Annotated in this window: 16 protein-coding genes; 7 read left to right on the top strand and 9 right to left on the bottom strand. The window is 49.0% G+C overall.

What is annotated here, in order from left to right:
* Window positions 1–18: 18 nt before the first annotated feature.
* On the top strand, window positions 19–1119 hold the full coding sequence (gene nagA, locus DEV76_RS04140) for an N-acetylglucosamine-6-phosphate deacetylase (RefSeq protein ID WP_109695453.1): 1101 nt from the start codon (window positions 19–21) through the stop codon (window positions 1117–1119).
* A gap of 87 nt (window positions 1120–1206) precedes the next feature.
* Here the strand turns inward: nagA and DEV76_RS04135 are convergent, their stop codons facing one another.
* From DEV76_RS04135 to DEV76_RS04120, 4 genes are all read right to left on the bottom strand, one after another.
* On the bottom strand, window positions 1207–1473 hold the full coding sequence (locus DEV76_RS04135; RefSeq protein WP_109695451.1) for a hypothetical protein: 267 nt from the start codon (window positions 1471–1473) through the stop codon (window positions 1207–1209).
* Window positions 1474–1527: 54 nt separating this feature from the next.
* The gene (locus DEV76_RS25845) at window positions 1528–2298 is read right to left on the bottom strand and encodes a hypothetical protein (protein WP_157962707.1); all 771 of its coding nucleotides are present in this window, start codon (window positions 2296–2298) and stop codon (window positions 1528–1530) included.
* Window positions 2299–3085: 787 nt separating this feature from the next.
* Window positions 3086–3733: an RNA polymerase sigma factor gene (locus tag DEV76_RS04125; protein ID WP_157962706.1), complete on the bottom strand. Its 648-nt coding sequence runs from the start codon at window positions 3731–3733 to the stop codon at window positions 3086–3088.
* Complete coding sequence (locus DEV76_RS04120; protein WP_109695444.1) at window positions 3717–4505, bottom strand: RDD family protein; 789 nt, start codon at window positions 4503–4505, stop codon at window positions 3717–3719. Before DEV76_RS04120 ends, DEV76_RS04125 begins: the two co-directional genes overlap by 17 nt.
* A 57-nt stretch (window positions 4506–4562) precedes the next feature.
* Between DEV76_RS04120 and DEV76_RS04115 the strand changes: the two genes are divergently transcribed.
* The 5 genes from DEV76_RS04115 to DEV76_RS04095 are packed head-to-tail and all read left to right on the top strand — an operon-like array spanning window position 4563 to window position 10035.
* Window positions 4563–5549, top strand: coding sequence for a stage II sporulation protein M (locus DEV76_RS04115; RefSeq protein ID WP_109695442.1), 987 nt, complete (start codon window positions 4563–4565; stop codon window positions 5547–5549).
* The gene (locus tag DEV76_RS04110; protein ID WP_109695440.1) at window positions 5546–6466 is read left to right on the top strand and encodes a DUF4129 domain-containing protein; all 921 of its coding nucleotides are present in this window, start codon (window positions 5546–5548) and stop codon (window positions 6464–6466) included. Before DEV76_RS04115 ends, DEV76_RS04110 begins: the two co-directional genes overlap by 4 nt.
* The gene (locus DEV76_RS04105) at window positions 6463–7713 is read left to right on the top strand and encodes a DUF4350 domain-containing protein (RefSeq protein WP_109695438.1); all 1251 of its coding nucleotides are present in this window, start codon (window positions 6463–6465) and stop codon (window positions 7711–7713) included. Before DEV76_RS04110 ends, DEV76_RS04105 begins: the two co-directional genes overlap by 4 nt.
* Window positions 7713–8693, top strand: coding sequence for an AAA family ATPase (locus DEV76_RS04100; RefSeq protein WP_109695436.1), 981 nt, complete (start codon window positions 7713–7715; stop codon window positions 8691–8693). The genes DEV76_RS04105 and DEV76_RS04100 overlap by 1 nt, the downstream gene beginning before the upstream one ends.
* Window position 8694: 1 nt before the next feature.
* Window positions 8695–10035, top strand: coding sequence for a DUF58 domain-containing protein (locus tag DEV76_RS04095; RefSeq protein WP_109695434.1), 1341 nt, complete (start codon window positions 8695–8697; stop codon window positions 10033–10035).
* Between the two features lie 82 nt (window positions 10036–10117).
* Here the strand turns inward: DEV76_RS04095 and DEV76_RS04090 are convergent, their stop codons facing one another.
* Window positions 10118–12826: a TonB-dependent receptor gene (locus DEV76_RS04090; RefSeq protein ID WP_109695432.1), complete on the bottom strand. Its 2709-nt coding sequence runs from the start codon at window positions 12824–12826 to the stop codon at window positions 10118–10120.
* A 276-nt stretch (window positions 12827–13102) separates the two neighbouring features.
* A complete protein-coding gene (gene fabG / locus DEV76_RS04085) occupies window positions 13103–13855 on the bottom strand; it encodes a 3-oxoacyl-ACP reductase FabG (RefSeq protein WP_109696624.1) in 753 nt (250 codons plus the stop codon).
* Between the two features lie 211 nt (window positions 13856–14066).
* Here fabG and DEV76_RS04080 point away from each other — a divergent pair, with 211 nt between their 5' ends.
* Window positions 14067–15563, top strand: a complete 1497-nt coding sequence (locus tag DEV76_RS04080) for an OmpA family protein (RefSeq protein ID WP_109695431.1) — start codon at window positions 14067–14069, stop codon at window positions 15561–15563.
* 401 nt (window positions 15564–15964) lie between these two features.
* Here the strand turns inward: DEV76_RS04080 and DEV76_RS04075 are convergent, their stop codons facing one another.
* Genes DEV76_RS04075 through DEV76_RS04065 form a run of 3 tightly spaced genes read right to left on the bottom strand, consistent with a single transcriptional unit; the run spans window position 15965 to window position 19997 of the window.
* Window positions 15965–16438, bottom strand: a complete 474-nt coding sequence (locus DEV76_RS04075) for a Dps family protein (RefSeq protein WP_109695429.1) — start codon at window positions 16436–16438, stop codon at window positions 15965–15967.
* A gap of 30 nt (window positions 16439–16468) precedes the next feature.
* Window positions 16469–17395 carry a transglutaminase-like domain-containing protein gene (locus DEV76_RS04070; protein WP_232826872.1) on the bottom strand — a complete coding sequence of 309 codons (927 nt, stop codon included), beginning with the start codon at window positions 17393–17395 and terminating at the stop codon, window positions 16469–16471.
* A gap of 28 nt (window positions 17396–17423) precedes the next feature.
* Window positions 17424–19997, bottom strand: a complete 2574-nt coding sequence (locus DEV76_RS04065; RefSeq protein ID WP_109695424.1) for an NACHT domain-containing protein — start codon at window positions 19995–19997, stop codon at window positions 17424–17426.
* Window positions 19998–20385 lie beyond the last annotated feature (388 nt).

Here is a 20385-nt window from a genome sequence, read left to right as displayed (position 1 = left end):
AAACCAAACGTTTCAACAATGCTGTTAGCGCTCACACAGGCCCGTATCCTGACGGGAACTAAAGACATCACAGGCGAGGCCCTGCTGCTGGAGAACGGAAGAATACTGGGACTGGTCAACGAAAACAGCATTCCATCTGATTATTATATTATCCATCACCCCGGCATGACCATTGTGCCGGGATTGCTGGACCTGCAGATTTACGGAGGAGGAGGTGTTCTGTTTTCAGACGCCCCCTCCTCCGCTGCTTTATACGAAATGGCTGCCGGACTTGTAAAAACAGGAACTACAGGCTTCCTCATCACCCTTGCCACCAATAAGCTGGATGTTTTCGAGGCTGCAATGGATGTGGTTAAAAATAACCCGCACCCTGCTGTGCTGGGCCTGCATCTCGAAGGCCCATACATCAACCCGGTGAAGCGTGGCGCTCACATTGCAGACTGCATCCGGAAGCCGGAGCGTAAAGAAGTGGAAGCTCTCCTCAAGCGTGCGGACGGCACGGTGAAAATGATGACCCTCGCTCCTGAAATGTGTACGCCTGATATCCTGCAGCTCCTGCTTGATCATGGTGTAGTAATTTCAGCAGGCCATAGCAATGCCACTTTTACAGAAGCCATGGCGGGGTTTGGTGCAGGTATCCGTACCGCCACCCATCTTTTCAATGCCATGAGCCCGTTCCATCACCGGGATGTTGGCCTGCCCGGAGCAGTTTATCAGTCCGGCGCATTCGCCAGCATAATACCCGATGGTATTCACGTCAGCTACGAAGCACTTGCCATCAGCAAAAAGATAATGGGAGAAAGACTATTCCTTATTACCGACGCTGTTGAGAAAAGCGAAGGAGCTTATCCGCATGTGCGGCAGAACGACCGGTTTACGTTGCCGGACGGAACCCTTTCCGGGTCGGCTATTACGATGGCGGAAGGTATCCGCAACTGTGTGCAGCATGCCGGCATTGCGCTGGAGGAAGCAGTGCGGATGGCAACGGTTTACCCTGCCAAAGTAATGGGATACAAGGATATTGGCGCCATCCGTGCAGGATACCGCGCTAACCTTACCCTGTTAGATGAAGCAGGAAACAACGGCGGCGTGTATCTCGACGGGCAATTCACTTTCTGATATTAGGTTACTCCATTATAGGAATGAAACGAAAAACGGGCCGGAACTTTTGTTCCCGGCCCGTTTTTACTTTTGGAAATTGCGCTGTTAATGCGTTGCCGGAATACTTTCAAACACCGGTGTTTGCAGCTCCGCGCTGATTACTGCAGCTATGACAGGTGTGCGGAGGTAAAACGTGTCGGGGCAGGAATCCGGGGGAAACGTGTCGCAGGGGAAAGAGTCGCGCGGGAAAGAGTCTTTCTCATACATGGTTACCGGTCGGGTTTTACCGGAAATGTTTCCGCTGCCACCGAAGGCCATCAGGGCACCCATACAGGCAAACAGCATGCAGGGTAAAAGCATGGATTTTTTCATGGAGAAAAGGTTTTAATAACCTTATAGACGTGGAGAACGGTAATGAAAGTTGGGTCAGCGCCCTTTTTTCCGGAAGTAATATCGAAGATGCAGGGATATCGAATGCTTTCCGGGATAGGATGGTGCAGGGCTATTCAGTTCGCCACTGGCGCCGCTTTCCAGCAGACGGATATTATACTGCAGGCCAACACGCAAGAGTGATGTGATCCTGTAATCTATGCCGGCGTGCCAACCCAACGTTGCCTGTCCCGGCGTCATAGACTTTCGGAATACGGGTGTTCCTTTAACATCTGCGTTTACAGGAATAGGGGTGGTGGAAAGTATTAATGTGGTTTCCTTTCCGGCCTGGTAAGCGCGGTATTGCAGGCTGATGCCCGACGATATTTCCCAATTACGCCATTCCTTCACCACCTGGGCACCGGCAACAATATAGGCCGTATTACGTACCGTATAACGGGTGGTACCACTGTCTGCCTTAATGAAAGCCCCTGTGTCGGGGGGATTGAGTTTAAAGTACCGGAAGTTAAAATCAGCTGAACTGCCCGTCAGAAATTGTACTCCGGCAAAGGGGCGGAGCAACAGGTGTTCCCTGAGTGGAAGTGTATATTCAGCCATCAATCCGCCTCCGAATGTGTTCCCCGAAGCAAAAGTTCCCATAGCACGAATGCTGATGCTACCCGGTACTGGAATCCAATCATTGGTAGTGCGTGGGGTAAAAAGGGGATAATAGGGTGGGATAATAGAAGGGAGTTGCAGTGAAGGCCTGCGGTTTATAGCGGAGAGTTGCCAGCCGGCTCCTTTGACGGCTTGCTTTCCAATATGCATGTTAGTGGAATTTCCGGCTGAAAAGCTACCGGAAGAATGCTGATTGTCCGTGAACAAGGTATCAGAATCGGCAGGCAGGCTTGTTGGGTTCAACGGGATCCCTGCATAAGCTTTACTATTTTCTTGCCGTATGCTGTTGCTTTTCTCCTGACCGGGAAGTCCGGATCCGGCGGGGACCAGAGTCTGTCTATGAAAATGAGCGTGATAATTACGGGTAACCGTTGTCTGCAAGTTCAGCGTATTACCTGAATTATCTGCTGACAATCCAGTGGTTTCAGTAGCCGTAATATGCGTTGACACATAGTTACCGGATTTATTCACCGGATTTCCAACTACCAGGAATGGCAATTGAAGCGGCGTTTTGTGCAACTGGCCCGAAACCGGGAAGTAAGTGTACACGGAATCCGTAATATTGATGCGCGCATTGTAAGTATTTGCTTCTTCCGGAGCACTGCTTACTTTGGCTAGCCGTGGTACAGGAATTTCCTCACCCACTGCCTGTATGTTTTGAGTCAAACCTGCCTTAGGGTTGTAATGCCCTGTCTGCAGCCATATAGTTGCAGCGGTAAGGCCTGCCAGTACCACGGATTCTACCAACATCAGCAAGTTACCTCCTCCAGAATGCGGATCTGATGCCTGATCCGGTTTAGCCCCCGTATTATCAGAAATCGTGTCCAATGCGGCACACAGCTGACCCCAGGACGCTTCTTTTTCAGAAAGGTCTGCAACAGGCGCTACCTGGCTTGCAGCGGCCGCTTTTAGCATTTGTTCAATATCTGGCAGACGGTTACGCATTGCGTTTGATCAAAAATTCTTTTAATAACCGCTTTCCCTCGGAAACATGCCATTTGGATGTTCCGGTGCTGATACCCAGCATCGCGGCAATTTCTTTATGGGAATACCCCTCGATAACAAACAGGGTTATCGCCATCCGTGTGGCCGGTGGTAAAAAGCGCAGCAGTTGCAGCAGCTCCCGGTATGCTGTGGGCTCGTTTTTATCATGTACCTCCGTTTCCGGAGGTAAAGATGTTTCAGCCTGCAGCCGCAGCTTGTTTTGACGGAAGTAATCGGCCGCTGAATGATGCATAATGCGGCGGAGCCAGCCCTCAAAACTCCCGGTCCCGTTAAATTGTGTTATCCTGGTAAATGCTCTCAGAAAACCATTGTTGAGTATGGTGACAGCTGCGTCCTGATCCTGAAATGTCCGCTTTACAACCATCATCATGCGGTCGTAAAAATGCCGGTACAAGCGCTCCTGGCTCAAACGATCCTGCCGCCTGCAGCCTTCCAGCCAGGCGGAAAATTCTTCCGGTAACGGTTGTACCGGATTTTTGATATGTGAATCATGGGTGGACAAGGACGCTATGATGGTATAGACATCCCATTTTTGTCCGGAGGTTGGGTCGGTGGAAAAAGAATTATTTCCGGGTAACAAGGTAGTTATAGTCGTTCAGCAGCGTTTCCAGGAACTCCAGCGCAGGCATTTCTGTTTGAATTTGCAGTACTTCTTTGATTTTGAAGGAGATACGTTCTGCCATTACGTAATCTTTACTCCGCTGCGTACTGTCAATCACTGATTTTATCTTGCTCAGGTCACGGTCAGACAGGCGAAGGATCTGGGGGAAGGTGGCCTGGTAATTATCCTGAGCAATTTCCCGGAAAATGGTATCCTCCAGACTGTGCCGCTGCCGGGTACGCACTAAGATGGTGCCTGCGGCCATATCTCCAAGGCGCTGGTTGAGGGGGGAGCGTAACACCATCACAATTGGAATCATCCCGATGATAAGTACCATCAGCGCCGTAAAAGGCGATGTTTCGGAAAGGATAGCGCCGATGAGGAGCATCGACAGCAGCGGGGACTCGATCAGGCGGAACATCCAGCGTAGCAGTACCTGGCTGATGCTGGGAACATTGCCCATGAGGCTCACCACTTTCACATCCATGATCCGCTTACCGAGGCTCTGGCCCCGCATCAGCAGTTCGGATATGAGATAATATAAGGATATTGGGATGCCGATCACCAGGGTTAATACCACATTATTGGTCTGGGAATCGAAATCTGCTTTATTAATCAGGTAAAGTGCCACTAAAACATACGCCCCCCTGATCAGCAGGTCGAGCAGGTAAGCCACAAGGCGCCTGCCCATATCGGCAGCCTCAAACTCAAGGTCTATGTTGAATACGGTAGGGATTTTAATATTAGGCATAATCAAATTTAAAATTTATTATATTTTCACTCCGTTATTTTTTATCTCCGGTACCGCATGAGAGAATCTTCATTCATTAAACGTAACCTTGTCCGCTGGAAGAAAATCCGGGAAGAGCCCACCGAAGACCCGGATGTGATGGCAGAACGGTTTACTTCCCTCGTAGACGATCTTGCCTACGCCAAAACATTTTACGCACATAGTAAGGTGACCGGGTATATTAATGGGATGGCCGCCGCCATTTTCCAGCGTATATATCGCGACCATCAGGGCGACAAGGACCGCTTCCGTAACTTTTTCCGATATCAGCTGCCGCTGCTTATCCGGAAGCATCATCGTATTTTCCTCTTTACGTTTTGCTATTTCCTGCTGTTTTGCATACTGGCCGCATTTTCATCGGCGCACGACGATACATTTATCCGTGGTGTGCTGGGCGATGATTATGTGAATATGACGGAAGAGAACATTGCCGCCGGTGATCCTTTCGGGGTATATAAAGATGAAAATCCCTGGCTGATGTGGCTCCGGATCGGATTCAATAACATCCGTGTTTCCATGTTCTGCTTCGTAAGCGGGATACTTTTTTCGGCAGGCACATTATGGGTGCTGTTCAAAAACGGTATCATGCTGGGTTCGTTCCAGTATATGTTTTTTGCGAAAGGACTAGGGCTGCAATCCGTTCTGGTAATCTGGATACATGGTACGCTGGAGATCTCTTCTATCGTAATTGCAGGTAGTGCCGGGGTAATTATGGGCAACAGCCTCCTGTTTCCCGGTACCTATTCCAGGAAGGAATCCCTCAAGCGGGGAGCACTGGAAGGCGTAAAGATCATCACGGCATTAGTGCCCATTTTTATAGTGGCTGCCTTCCTCGAAAGCTTTGTGACCCGGCATACCGGAATGCCCATGGCACTCAGCATCTTCATCCTTGCAGCTTCGGCTTTATTTATGTTCTGGTATTTTGTATGGTATCCCATCCGTGTGGAGAAAATGGGTTACCGCCTCGATATGGACAGCAAACTGATTAAACCAGCCGCCGCATGAATATGTTGAAGACAGCGCTGCTCCTCTTACTGCTGGCAGCCGGTGGCAATGCTCTGGGACAACAACCATCCCGGCAGGCCGATACGATGGAATACCGGATGCTCGACTCTTCTGATGCAGATAATATTGCATTACCCAATGATGATATGGCAGAATCTGCCATCGATACAGGAATGCTAAACGCAACGGATGGGGAAGATGTGGTAATGGATGAAGAAGATATGACGATGGCAGATAAAATGCGGCATGGTTTAATCCCGCATTCCCTATACGACCGCCAGCCAGTTGATGGGTTTGATGAAAGTTCGCAGATGCGCCTCACCCCGCGTAATCCCGATTCTGCAGCACTGGCAAAAATCCGGAACGATAAAGATTTCCAATATCCGCCTTTTAAACCTACGGGAGACAGAAGGCCGCAATGGCTGAAGAATATTGCAGCATGGGCAGCAGAGAATTTTCATAACATCCGCATTGCATTTTTTAGTTCACTGGGCCTGCTGCTGATTGTGGCAATCATCCTCTTCATGAATAAGAACGACATCCCCGTTTTCAGATGGCGGTCTAAGAAGAAGGTTCTGGCCGGCGAGTCAGTAGAAGAAGTTACAGAAGCGGATCTGGAAGAGATGGCCCGCATGGCACGAAGTGCGGGGCAGCTGCGGGAGGCAGTGCGTTTACGATACCTGCATACCCTTCAGCTCCTGGAAAGCGCCGGACTGATCACCAGAACAAAAGATAAAACGAACATGGATTACCTCCGTGAGCTGGGGCGTACCGCTTTTCATCAGTCATTTGCCGCCATCACACTGCAATATGAATATGTGTGGTACGGGAAGATGCCGCTCAGCGAATTACAGTTCGGCCGGGTATACGCAGCTTTCGACGATTTTAAACATTCCTTATCCAATCAACCGCAGTGAGAAACCGCAACATCATCATAGGGCTGATATTGATCATCGTAGTGCTGTTTGTACTGATGCTGATGGGGATCGGGCATTTTGCTGCCCCCGTACTCAGCAAAGGGCAGGACGCGCGCTATATCCGTTCAGCAGTGCATTATGGTAATAAAAACGAAACTGCCTATGGCTGTAAAGCCGCTTATTCCCTGCTCGACGGTTATTTCAACGGCCGCCAGCCACGCAGGGTAACACGCCCTTTCGCTTATACCTACCGCAAAACCAAAAACCTCGAAGGCAATAATTCTGTTTACATCGCAGTAGCCACTCAGCTTCACCTCACAGAAAAAGATGCGGAAGACATGGCATCTTACGTATACAACGGTAATCAGCTTGTACTGGTCGTTGAAAGCACCGATTCTTTGCTGGAGAAAACCTTTGGTTTCAAAACATCAGAGTCAACTTTCGAAGTAGAACCTTCATCTGCCGTACAGCGTTTCGTGAATCCAGCCTTTGCTCCCGATACGGTATTTTCCGGGAAAGGCCTCCCAATGAACGGCCATCTGCTACTGGAGGAAAGCGATACCGCCGTTATCACGGTACTGGGCAATAATGCACAGCATCAGCCTAACTTCTTCCGCATACAATACGGGGAAGGACAGGTATTCATATTGCTCAATCCAATGGCATGGACCAACTCCTGGCTGCTGGAGAATGATAATGTGCAGGCCCTGGGCTGGCAAATGGCTTACCTGCGTATGCATGCCGATCATGTGTACTGGGATGAGTTCTACAAATACCAGAAATCGCCACGTACTTCTGATAACTTCTCCGACATGCAGGTGATGCTCAAACACCCGCCCTTAAAATGGGCACTTTGGCTGAGCATTCTGTTGCTGGGACTATACATCTTCAGCGAAAGCAAACGCCGCCAGCGCATTATCCCTGATATGCCGAAGCTCCGTAATAACTCGCTTGACTTCGCAGAAACCCTCGGCCGCCTGTATTACCTGCATCATAACAATACCAACCTGGCTCAGAAAATGGCCCAGCACCTGCTGGAATATATCCGCCAGCATTACTTCCTGAATACCGCACAGATCAATGCCGAGTTTATTACAGGACTTTCCCGTAAATCAGGACATCCGCGGGAGTTCATCGAAGGCATGATGCAGATGGTGATGGACGTGCGCCTGGGCGGACATGTCGATGATGAATATTTACATAACTTTTATAACAGCATCAATCAATTCTATCAAAATTCGAAATAATGGATATTAACACCTTTGAGCCGCGTACCGATCTGGCCGACCTCCATGAGGCCGTTGCAGCTATCCGCAGCGAGATCGCCAAAGTAATTGTAGGGCAGCATCAGCTGATAGACTTGCTGATGACGGGAATGCTGGCCAACGGGCATATCCTGGTGGAAGGCGTACCGGGAGTAGCTAAAACACTGGCAGCCAAATTACTGGCAGGCACTATCGACGCTAAATTTTCCCGTATTCAGTTTACCCCTGATCTTATGCCGGCCGACGTGCTGGGAACTTCCATCTTCAACCCGCAAAGCAAGGAATTCGAATACAAGAAAGGTCCCATTTTCGGCAATATCATCCTGATAGATGAGATCAACCGCGCCCCGGCCAAAACACAGGCAGCATTGTTTGAGGTAATGGAAGAAAGGCAAATCACCAACGATGGTGTATCGCACCAGTTGGATGCTCCTTTTATGGTAGTGGCCACACAGAACCCCATTGAGCAGGAAGGTACCTACCGCCTGCCGGAAGCCCAGCTCGACCGTTTCCTTTTCAAAGTGGAGGTGAAGTACCCTTCCCTGCAGGATGAAATAGGCATTCTACAGTCGGCAAATGAACAGGGGGGCGATCATGCGGCCGTACAACATATGAAGCCGGTGGTGAGCGCATCTACCGTTATACGCCTGCAGCAGAAAGTGCGTACCATCATCATGGAAGAAAAACTGCTCAGTTATGTGGCAGCTTTGGTAAACCAGACACGCAACAACCCCGGTATTTACCTCGGCGCATCGCCCCGTGCTTCCATTGCAGTCATGAACTGCGCCAAAGCCGTGGCAGTAATGAACCGCCGCGATTTCGTAACGCCCGATGATGTGGTGTACATCCTTCCGCATGTATTACGCCACCGTATCATCCTCACACCAGAGCGTGAAATGGAAGGTATTACACCTGATGAAGTAATCGGTGAAATTCTCAAAGCTGTAGAAGTACCCAGATAACATGCAGTTACTCCGTTTTTATCAATCGCTGTTCTTTCGCAACCGCCTGTATCTCGCACTGGGGATACTGGTAATTGTATTCATCATCGGGTTCTTCCTCCCGGTTGCTTACCTGCTGGGTTTGATAGGCTCAGCGGTATGGCTGGCATTATTGCTGGTGGATATCTTCATCCTGTATGCGCCGCGCAAGCCAATACAGGCCAGCCGGGTAATGGCCGACCGTTTCAGCAATGGCGACGAAAACCCTGTGCAATACCTGCTGCAAAGCAGGTACGGCTTTCCTGTATGGGGCGAAGTGATGGATGAACTGCCTGTGCAGTTTCAGCGGAGAGATTATACTTTGCCGTTCAGGCTCAGTGCCGGAGGCGATGCGCAGCTACGGATGACGCTGCGCCCGGTAGAAAGAGGAGAATATGCATTCGGGGATATGCATGTATATGTCTGGAGCGCTTTTGGTTTCGTATGCCGCCGTATTACGCAGCCGCTTGCCCAAACGGTAAAGGTGTATCCTTCCTATATGCAGCTCCGCAACTTTGAGCTTTTTTCCATCAAGCATAAACTGAACGAACTGGGCGTGCACCGCCGCCGGGTGATAGGGCACAGCATGGAGTTTGATCACATTAAAGAATACATCCGTGGTGATGATGTGCGCACCCTCAACTGGAAAGCTACCGCACGCCGTGGTAACCTGATGGTGAACAGCTATACAGAAGAACGTTCCCAACTCGTGTATTGTGTGATCGATAAAGGCCGCACCATGAAGATGCCATTTGGCGGCCTTACCCTGCTCGACTATGCCATTAACGCCACACTCGTTTTCAGTAATGTGGCCATGCAGAAAGGGGATAAATCCGGACTGATTACTTTTACGGGTAAGCAAACCGAAGTACTCCCTGCCAGTAACAAGAAAATACAGCTCAGCAAAATACTGGATCAGCTTTATGCTCAAAGTACAGACTGGATGGAAACTGATTATGAGCGCCTGGGTGTACACCTGCGGGCTTCATTGTCTCAGCGCTCCTTCCTGATGTTATTCACCAACTTTGAGTCGCTCTCCGGAATGCAGCGGCAGTTACCTTACCTGAAGCAACTCGCCAAATACCATATTCTGCTCGTTGTGTTTTTCGAGAACACGGAACTGAAAACGGTAAACGAAAAGCGGATGGAGGAAACAGAAGATATTTATATGCAGGTGATAGCCCAAAAGTTTGCACACGAAAAGAAACAGATCGTGCGGGAACTGGCGCATGCAGGAATCATGAGCCTCCTTACTGCTCCGGAACACCTGACGGTGAATGTGGTAAATAAATACCTGGAACTGAAATCCAGAATGGTACTTTAATCCCACCAGTCATTCTGTAAAAGAAGAAGCGCCGGCACGTTTGCAGAATGCAAATATGCCGGCGCTTCGTGGTTAAAGAATTTTATGGACGGCGTCTTCCGCGATCGCCTCCCTCTTCCTCTTCCGTTCCCAGTTCGAATTCTTTCGGACCTTTCTTGCCCAGCTTGGTGAACTTGCGGATGTTGTATGTAACATTGAGGCTGAGGTATCGCACATTGCGGCGGTTGTTGGAAAATTGCTCGTAGTCTTTCGTAAGCTCATAGAAGTTCCTTACGCTAGATCCGAAAATGTTTTCCACGGAAAACGCTACGTTAAGCTTCCGCTGAAACAGGTTCAGCTGTCCTTTCAGGCCACTCCCGAAACGGGCTTCCTGTTTGCCCTGGGCATAATACCGCGGGCCGTTATAACGGAAGTTCGCAGAAATGGAGAACACCCGGATGCGGTAGCTCGTCCAGACATTGAGGTGGCTCGTCCACCCGGAAACATGTGCGAATTTATCGCTCACTGCCCCCTGCCCGTCTTCCCCACCATCGGTTTTAGTATCGTAATAACGAAGGCCTCCGTTGATATTCAGCTGCAGGGCGCCTTTGTTATTGTTGGTAGGCTTGAAGAAGTGGGAAGTAAGTGTTATGTATGCATTATGATCCCGGCGGGAGGCCAGGTTCACGAATGTGCTCTTATTGATGATAGTGGTATCGTTGATGTACTGTACCTGTGTGTACCGCGAAATGATATCATCGGCATCCTGCTTTTCCACACCTACTTTCATGGAATGCGATTTAACCTGGATGCTGTACTCCGCGCGGTAGTCTTTTGTAAAAGACGGGCGCAGGTTAGGGTTGCCGGTACGTATATTGAAGCTGTCGGTAGTATTTACGAAGGGGTTCAGCTGGTCGGGCGTAGGCCGGTCCATATTCCGGGAGTAGTTAAACGACAGCTGCTGCTGCTTGTAATCGTATGTGAAGTTCATCCCGGGGGCAAAGTTCGTGTACTTGAAGGGCACACGGCTGCGGAGAGAATCCAGCAGTGCCTCCTGGTTAAAGAACTGGATTCCCGGATTGAAGCGCAGGTTAGCCCTGTGGTCTTTCCAGGGACTGTAGTTAAGACCCACAGAACTCCTCACTTCATACGTTTTATTGTTGAACTCGTTACCTGCAAATGTTTCCCGCGATTGCTGGCTGTTGTAGGAGAACCTGCCTGTGAAATTGTATCCCAGCTTGGGGTTAGACTTACCCGTGCTGGCATTAACCGCGTAGTTCTGATTAAATGAAGTATAGTCGGTGCTGAGGCGGGGAGCATCGAGCAGCTCATGATCGTTCACATTTTTGCGCTTCGCAATATTCTCGTTGGTAGAACCGCTAAGGGATGCATCGCCACTGAGATCATAATATTTACCTTTTTCCAGCGGCTGGCGGAAGTGAATGTTGGTCCGCATACTATAGTTACCGTTGCTTTGGTCATTTTTCTGGAGAGAGGTATCATCTGTCAGCGGATAGAGGTAATCATTATACCCTCTTCCTGTACCACCTGCCTTGGTGAAGTTGAAGCCTGCTTCCAGTTTTTTATTACGCTCCTCATACTCTTTGGAATAGTTCCAGTCAGTAACGGCACGATAGCCATTCCGCCTGTTTTCATTTTCCTGGTTTTTGAGCATGGTAGGTTTATGGGAAGCGTTGCTATTGATGGAATTGTTATTACTGTTACTGCCATCGCCCGTCCAGCCGAGGGTTACAGCACCACGGAGGAATTCCTTATCAGTGAATTTCCTTTCATACCGGGTGTTGAGGTTGTGGTTGAAGTTATAGCTGGTGCGGAAGTTTTTCTGGGAAAGATAGGAGCTGTCGCCTCCCGCAGTTTTCGGAAAGTAGACACGCTGCAGATAGCTGGAGTCGGAATTATACTGGCCGTTGTTGAAATATGTGACCTGGAAGGGTGCGAGGTTGAGGTTGTACCGCATTTTAGCATTGAGGTTACGGCGGCTGTCGACCCCTGCGGTTACTGCTGCGGAATATCCACGGAACTTCACTTTGCGGGTAATGATGTTGATATACCGGATATTGTTGCGGCCTTCCACTAACGCCTGTTCAGCATCTACTGCATCGGGTGGTACTTTCAGCACTTCTATCCTCTCAATCATAAAGGAAGGCAGGTTGTTGAGGTAGCTGTTGGCATCCATGCCGGTTTGCGCCACAGGCTTATTATCTACATAAAACCGCACCTGGTCTTTCCCTTCCATAGTGATATTATTGTTCGCATCGATGGTAACACCGGGAACATATTCGAGCAGCTCCATACCGGTACCTCCTGGGAGGAAGTTTTCGTCGGGGGTGAAGATGATGGAATCCTTGTTCATGGTGAACATCTTCTTCTGTCCCACCACTTCCACTTCTTTGAGGCTTCGGGTTCCGGTTTCGAGGATGATGGTCCCCAGCTCCCAATGGGGTCTTTCCCCGTTGAGTTTTACTTTGGTGAAATAAGGGGTGAAGCCCATGGTGGCTACCCTGATGAGATAACTGCCATAAGGTACCGGCTTTAGGACAAACGTTCCCTTCTCATCGGCGGCAACGCCGTTGATAACGGTAGAATCGTCTTCGTTCAGCAGGGCTATGGAAGCGAAAGGGATCGGTTCTTTACTGCCGTTCTGTTGCACTTTTCCGCTGATGGCACCGGTTTCCGTGTCCTTATTCGATGGGGGCTGCTGTGCGTAAGCTTCCTCAAAGGTGAACATACATCCGAGCCAGCAAAGGATACCGATAGCGGCACCTATGCTGCTTTTTGGCGTGATTCTCATCTAGGTATAATATCTATAGGTTGATGCCGAAAAATACGACTCCATCGCCCGCCTGTCGTGGCTTTTACACCTGTGCAGGATTTACGGGATAAATGGTAATGCCCTTTTCGGACTTGAAATTCCGTGGTCCGTTCACTTTGATAGACGTTATTAAACAGACAAACGTTTAAGCGGAAGGGTGGATAATGGAGGAGCGGGGATTGTGGGAGATGGGCGGTAGGGAAAAAGAACAGGACAGCCGCGTAGCCGCAACTGTCCTGCCCTGTCCTGATAAATTTATACGGCGAGGTACGCCCCGTCTACCGGGTAATAGGAGCCGGTAACGAAAGATGCTTTGTCGGAACTAAGCCAGATAACGAGTTCAGCCACTTCTTCCGCCCTGCCCAGGCGGCCGATAGGATGATTGGAAACCAGCATCGCTTTCGCAGCTTTATCCATTTGCTGGAGCAGTGGGGTATCAATGAAACCGGGGCCTACCGCATTAATACGAACTCCCTGTGAGGAGTATTCGGCACCGGCAGTTTGTGTGAGGCCTACCACGCCATGCTTGGCTGCTGCATAGCCTGCGGAATGGGCGAAGCCCACCTGGCCCAGAATGGAAGCCATATTCACGATGGCACCACCGCCATTTTTCAGCATGGCAGGCAGCTGGTATTTCATACAATAGAAAACACTGGAGAGGTTAATGGCAATTACCTTGTCCCACCCACCAGTGCTCATATCACCTACCGGTGCGGCTTCTCCACCGATGCCGGCATTGTTGCAGGCATAGTCGAGACGGCCGTAATGCCTGAGGGTTTCATTCACAAGCTTTTCGCATTCTTCGGATTTACTGACATCACAGGCAACAAACTGTGCATCGCCCCCGTTTGTACGGATCTTTTCCACCACGCTGTTGCCATGCTCCACGTTAATATCCGAAACGATTACTTTAGCGCCATGCTTCGCATACAGGAGTGCCGTAGCCTCTCCAATGCCGGAGCCTGCGCCGGTTACCAATGCCACTTTCCCGGAAAATAACTGTTCCATCATTTAAGATTTAAAAATGAATAATAGACAGGGTTACAAATGTGTGAGTGCAGTAGGTTTAACGTAAAATGGCCGGAGATTGTTTGTAGGATATAAAGGTACGGGAGGTGCATGTTAGGGAAATCCTAAGATTGAAAGGGTATAACATATTTGTGTCATATATGAGGCAGGAGGATAATATTTGCAGTGATTTTCAGTTAATAGGAAGCTGATGAAGCGAAAAATGCGACTGTCTGCCCTGTTACGCTTACTACCTGCCCTCCTGCCATTCCACCAGGGGGCGCTGGCCCAGAACCTGGTCCCGAATCCCAGTTTCGAAGAGATTAATATCTGCAGGGAGTACAGAGCGCCATGCGCCCCGGTGGGCTGGGAAAATGTGGCCCCCACTACCCTGAAAATGACTTATAATTTTCACACAAACAAGAATGGAGCGGGCAATCAGATGATACGGCTATTGGCGGGCAGCGAGTCATTTGCACGGAACTATGCACAAACAAAGCTCCTGTGCCCGCTTGAAATAGGTAAGCGCTACCGCATTTATGCCATTGTAGGTACCAATGCTGCATCTCCTGAACTGGATTTTTACCTGTCCGATAAATACACTTACCGGTATTACGGCGAGGCCATTGCCAATATACCGCCTACATTGAAGCTGAGTGAGCCTGATATCAAAAAGAAGTTCCCCAAATCCAACTTTTGGGTGATGGAAAGAGAGTTTACCGCCGGGGGCAACTGGCAGCATCTGCTCATGGGAGTGATGGCGAAAAGGGAATCAAGGGTAAGCGGGGAAAATGAATACCTGTATATAGATTCCCTCAGTATTGAACCACTGGAACCGGGCCCGCTTTGTTCAGGAGCAGCTTTGGTGATGGATACACTCCGTACCCGCATCGACCGGCATACCATACCCGACGAGTTCTTTGGGCCTCGGGACGATTCTGTCCACGTCAGGCTGCACCGTAAATTGAAATGTATAGATATCGGGGTACCGGGAGCAGATATTTTCACGGCAGCCGGCCGCACTGCAGACCCTGTGGCTGCGGCCCGGGTAGATTCCATTATTCGTGCCTATGAACCGGAAACGGGGCAACGGGTGGAAGTTACCGGGTTTTACTATCCACAGGACGGCCTGTACAACAAATCGATATCCGTTATTCAGGCGGAAAGAGTCAGGGAAGTACTCGTAAATAAATACGGATTCAACAAGGAGGAGATCGATGTAACGGCGGCAGGTAAGGCCCCGCCTTATAATCCTGATGGGGAAGATGGGCGGGAAGGGCGCAATTTCGTGAAGATTGCCTTTTGTGTCAAAGATACAAATACTGCACCCATGGCGCCTCTTGTCGCAAAACCGTCTCTACAGCCAGATACGCTGATCATTCCGGACGTATTGTTCAGATTTGACCGTCACGAACTCAATCCGGCCCTTTTTAAATCGCTCGACAGTCTGGTAGGGAAGATTCCCCGCATTGAAGGCACTACCCTCGCGCTGATCGGGCATACTGATAATGCAGGGGAAGACGATTATAATCTGGCCCTTTCGCAAAAGCGCGCAGCTTCCCTGGCAGAGTACCTGCGCAATAAAGGACTGGGGGATTACATCCTGCAGGTTAAAGGTGAGGGTGAGCACCGCCCGGTGTTCCCGAATGATACTCCCGAGGGGCGGAGGCGGAACCGGCGGGTGGAGATCATCATTTACAGGCAATAATTGGCAAGCAGGCATAAAAACCGAAGGGCCGTCTCACTAGTCTGAGGCGGCCTTTTTCTTTGCCACTGGTTTGCCTCCCTTTACATTCCTTGTAACCTAAGGCCTACAAAATAGAAAAATGTAACATAAATTATCTACAACCCAGGTATGATGCAGATATAAGTTACCTATAAGCCACCCTCCTTTAGGGTAGCTTAAAGGTGGCTTATAGGTGGCTCAAAGGTAACTCAAAGGTATCTCACATGACAATTAGCAGACAATTTGGATAGCCTGAACTTATAGTGTCTTATATTGAAAAAAGCTTTACAGGGTAGGGTAGTGAATATGCAATTATAGGAGCATAAAAAAGGAACCGTCTCAAACAAGTGCGACGGTTCCTTTTTTATGTTTACAAAGATTACTTATTTATCAAGGTACGAACGGAGCATCCAGGCCATTTTTTCGTGCTGGCGGAGAAGGCCGGTCACGAAGTCGCTGGAGCCGAGGTCTTTTTGCTTTTCAGCAAACTCTGTAATGAGTTCGCGGAGGTGACGGATGATGGTTTCATGGTCGTCCAGCAGGTTTTTGATCTGCTCGCTTTGTACGTTGGAATACTCAGGTTCCAGCAGGTTGGTCAGCTTCAGGAAGTCCACAAGGCGCCCGGTACTGTAGTGGCCCAGCATACGGATACGCTCGGCTACTTCGTCTACGATCTCTGCCAGTTCGTCGTATTGTTTCTCAAAGAAGATGTGCATTTCGGAGAAGTTGTCGCCCACTACGTTCCAGTGATAATTCCGGGTTTTGGTGTAAAGCACCTGTTCATCCGCTAATACTACCTGTAATTTTTCTGCTACTGCCTTCAAATGGTTTTCGCTGATGCCAATGTTTGCTTTCATGATGCAAAGTATTTTAATATTTGTTAATGGTTACAACTCAATAAGGGCATATACCTTATCGTTCAGGTATCTGCCACCGGGGTTCCGGGCGGTATAATCCATGTTGATCCAGTACTCGCCTTTCATTTCATGATAATATAACTCTTTAACAGGCGGATTGTTGAATAACAGGATAATTGCCTGCTTCATGGTTTCGAAGTCATCTTTATTCCCGCAATACAGTTCCGGATAGGCATGGCCGCGTATGAGTACGATGCGCATACGTGCGCCAATGGATTCCAGGCAGGAGGCCATGAGGATGCTATGATCGTCACAATCGCCTCCCATTCCGTTAAGGATGGTTTCCATGGGGGTGGCAAAGTATTCGTCGCGCTGGGAATCGTTCACGTATTTGAAATGTTCACGAATATAGCGGTAAAGCGAGAGGTAACGGACGATGCGGCCGTACTTGGGGAAGTATGCGTCATAATAATCCAGAGAATGTTCCACAGAAAAGTTCCGGACAATGGAATCCTTGTAATTGGTTCTTTCCCGGATACCGCGCACGGTTTTATCGACATAGGTTTCCACCTTGCGGGGGTAAAAGCTGAGGATGTCGAGCTGTTTGTTGCCTTTTGTTCCCCAGTTGCCCTGTACCATCCCCTGATAATCGTTCAGCACATTTGCAAAAGAGTACTTGCCGGTGAACTGGTTGAAAATGAGGACACCTGCCATCAATACGAAAGCAGGAATAATAAGTGGCCGGAATATCCAGAGGAGCAGGCGGGTAAAAAGGAATACGATCAGTGCGGAAACGAAGAGATCGATATGCCAGCTGCCTACCTGAATAACAGGCATGAACCGGTTGAGATAGGGAGCCAGGGGCAGTATGATCAACAGGCTCAGCAGGTTCATGAGGAAGTGCTGAAAAGTTGTGTATTTGCTCTGATCGATGGGCATTTCGGATAAGTACCGCAAAATTATGCCAAATCTGTGGTACAACCCGTTAATGTTCTACAAGGCCGGGCAGTGTTTGAATAAATGAAGTGCTCTGGCGGATGACGATCATTTTCTGCCGGGCATCCTTTTTCTGCTTATCCATTTTAAGTTGGTGATAAATCCGGTCGAGGATGCTGTAGTTCAGCAGCGCGAAGATTTTGAAATCGAGTTTGTGGGCCATATCCATTGCAGATTCCGCTGCGCGGATGGCTTTGTTAAACTCCTGATCGTGCAAATGGATCTGGGCAGCCACTATTTTCTGCAGGGTTTCGAGGTGCTTGCCGTTGTAGAACTCGGCAGGGTAATGTTTCAGCACATTTTCCACGTGCGTACTGATGCGGCGTGCAGGTTCCGTATCCCCGGTGCTGAGGTGGGCCTGTGCTTTCCAGCAAAGCATCATGAGCCGGAAGGGGTCTGTACGGTTGAAAAGGATACTCGGATGCTGTTCAAACAGCCGGCTGGTGAATAACAGCAATTGATGATAGTCGCCCAGCAGGAGGAAGATGAAACAGAGCGCCCGGTACACGGCTTCTTCTCCGGTAGTGAAGGTTTTGTGGTTAGAGAAGTTCCAGCAGGATGCGTAGTGATACAGCTTATCACGCATTTCGGGATTGGTTTGCCCGAATTTCAGGTATTCATATATAAACAGGAACGCTTCGTAGGGGGTAATCCACATATCTCCTGCCTTTTCGCCGGAACACAGCTTCCGGATATTAGACAGCTCAATCTCACATTGTTCGGCATCCAGCTGCATCAGGGCCATTACAAATAAATTGCAGCGGATCTTCAGCTTATCATCGGCCGACTCAGCCATGCTCAGTAAGGTGTTAAGCACTTTCCGCTTTTTGAAATGCATGAAATCGTCGGCAATAAACTGGCCGAACGGATTTTTGCGGAAGTAACCCGGAGGGAAAATAGCGGAAAGTTGTTCCTGATGGGTGCCTTCCTGCTGGTAGTGCAGTACCACATACTCCAGCAAATGCGCTTTCTCGCTGGTGGCCAGCGGCAAACGGAAGAAATCTCGGATACCATCTACCTGGCTACGGGTGATGGCGTAGCGCAACAGCCATTTGAATACGGAGATGCGGAAGGGGCTCTGGGGAAAATCTGCCAGCACTTTTTCCAGCAGCCGGGCAGACACGGTTTGGCTGTGGCTGTTCACATAATTCATGGCCGTGAAATATTCCAGGAGGAAATTATGTGCAAAACGGACTTTCACGTTGAACATGATTTCCTGACTGAGATTCTCTTCCACTAATATATTATCAGCCAGCAGTTCCTTGTAAGCCGGGAAATAATCGGCATTCTGGTTGAGCAGGCTGCTTTTGTCTGTATATAAACCGGCTCTTCCCATATCCAGCAATACCAGCAGCTTTTCGATGAGCTGCATCTTAAAGGAATTTGCGGGTGAATGGAATACGCGGTTCTGAATAAAGCGGGAGATGATTTCGAAAAGACTAAGGTTTTCGTCTACGAACGATTGGTCCGGCGTATTACTCAGCTGGCAGAAGAGCTGGAGATAGTAGGGGTGACGGAGGCGCTGGATGAAATTATCGGAGAAGAGGCGTACTGTAGCGGGGTCGAAATCAAAGTTATACAATACTGATTTCACTTCCTGATCTGTTAACGCCGGGATATTGGTATTGGTTTCTTCATCCATTTCGGAACCGAGGTACCAGAACTTACGGAAAGCAGGGTACTGGTGAGATTGATGGAACACATCACTCCAGGTGCTCGACCGGATGGAGAGGATGACCTTCACCCAGGGGTGCAGATCGTTGGAGTACACGAAATCTTCCAGTTTATTATATAAGAGCTTCAGTTTATCGGCACTGAGGGCAATTTCGTCGAACCCGTCTATAATGAGGATGAGTTTACCGGAACGCTCTTCCGGTTTGGCAGAGAAGTATTCCCGGAAGTTGTCGCCATTGCCGAGGTTCAGCTGATTGTCGAGCCATGAAGAAAGGGAGAATCCTTTGAGGAGGAGGCTTCCGGTAGCATGAGCGTTGATGAACCAGCAGATATCCTGCGGGCAGGCGGGTGTGCGGCTGAACCAGTAATGTTCTGCGGCGTGAACGAGGGCGGTGGACTTTCCCCAGCCTGCGGGGGCTATGAGGAAGGTGGCGGAATATTTTGATTCGAGGAATTTCTCAATGTGTTGCTGGCAATACTGGCGGGGCATGGTTTTTTCAAATGGCATGCCGCAGCGGTTGCGGAGAGTGAGGATGGTGTAATGGGATACGGCGGTGGCTTTGCGGCGAACGTCTTCCCATTTCGAGTTTTCCTGCACGGGTTGTTTGAACTGGAATTGCTTTTTGTAGAGCTGGGACTGGAAATCTTCCCAGTCACGGTAACGGCAATACTGCGCTAATGTGTTGAGCGTGTAGCGCGAGAAGCTGTGTTGGGTGACGGCGAATCCGAACACACGTTTGAGTGTGGTTTCGCTCACCAGTTTGCCGGTATGGTTAAGAATAGCCTGCGTCAGATGCTTACATTGATTAGGCTGTAAATTCTCGACGCCGAAATGCCTTAGTACCTCTGCTTGTAAGGTGATAATAAAGTCGTAGGACAGATCTATCATAAGGGTATACAATTAATGGATTATGGTATACTGGGACCCTGATTGAAATGAATAAATACGTAGTGAAATGAACGTTTGGATTTTGGTTTTTAACAAATGAACAAAATGAACGGTAGGGATCATAGTGGTATTTTGTTAGTATATTATTGAAAATCAGTTTCTTATAGAATATTAAATAATTCAGTATTTCTAAAATTAATCTGTGTTCCTAACTATATTGATAATGAGAGAGGAGAATATGAATAAAGGATGAACGGGTGAATGCATAAACCATATCATTTGACCTCTGCGTGACATTTCTAATGAATAACCCCGATACAATTAATGAATAGCGATTGTTCAAATAATTAAAAAATGAACAAAATGAACAACTATTGAATGAATGAAC

Source organism: Chitinophaga deserti, from assembly GCF_003149455.1.
Classification (GTDB): Bacteria; Bacteroidota; Bacteroidia; order Chitinophagales; family Chitinophagaceae; genus Chitinophaga; species Chitinophaga deserti.
This window is presented reverse-complemented; position numbering and strand designations above follow the sequence as displayed.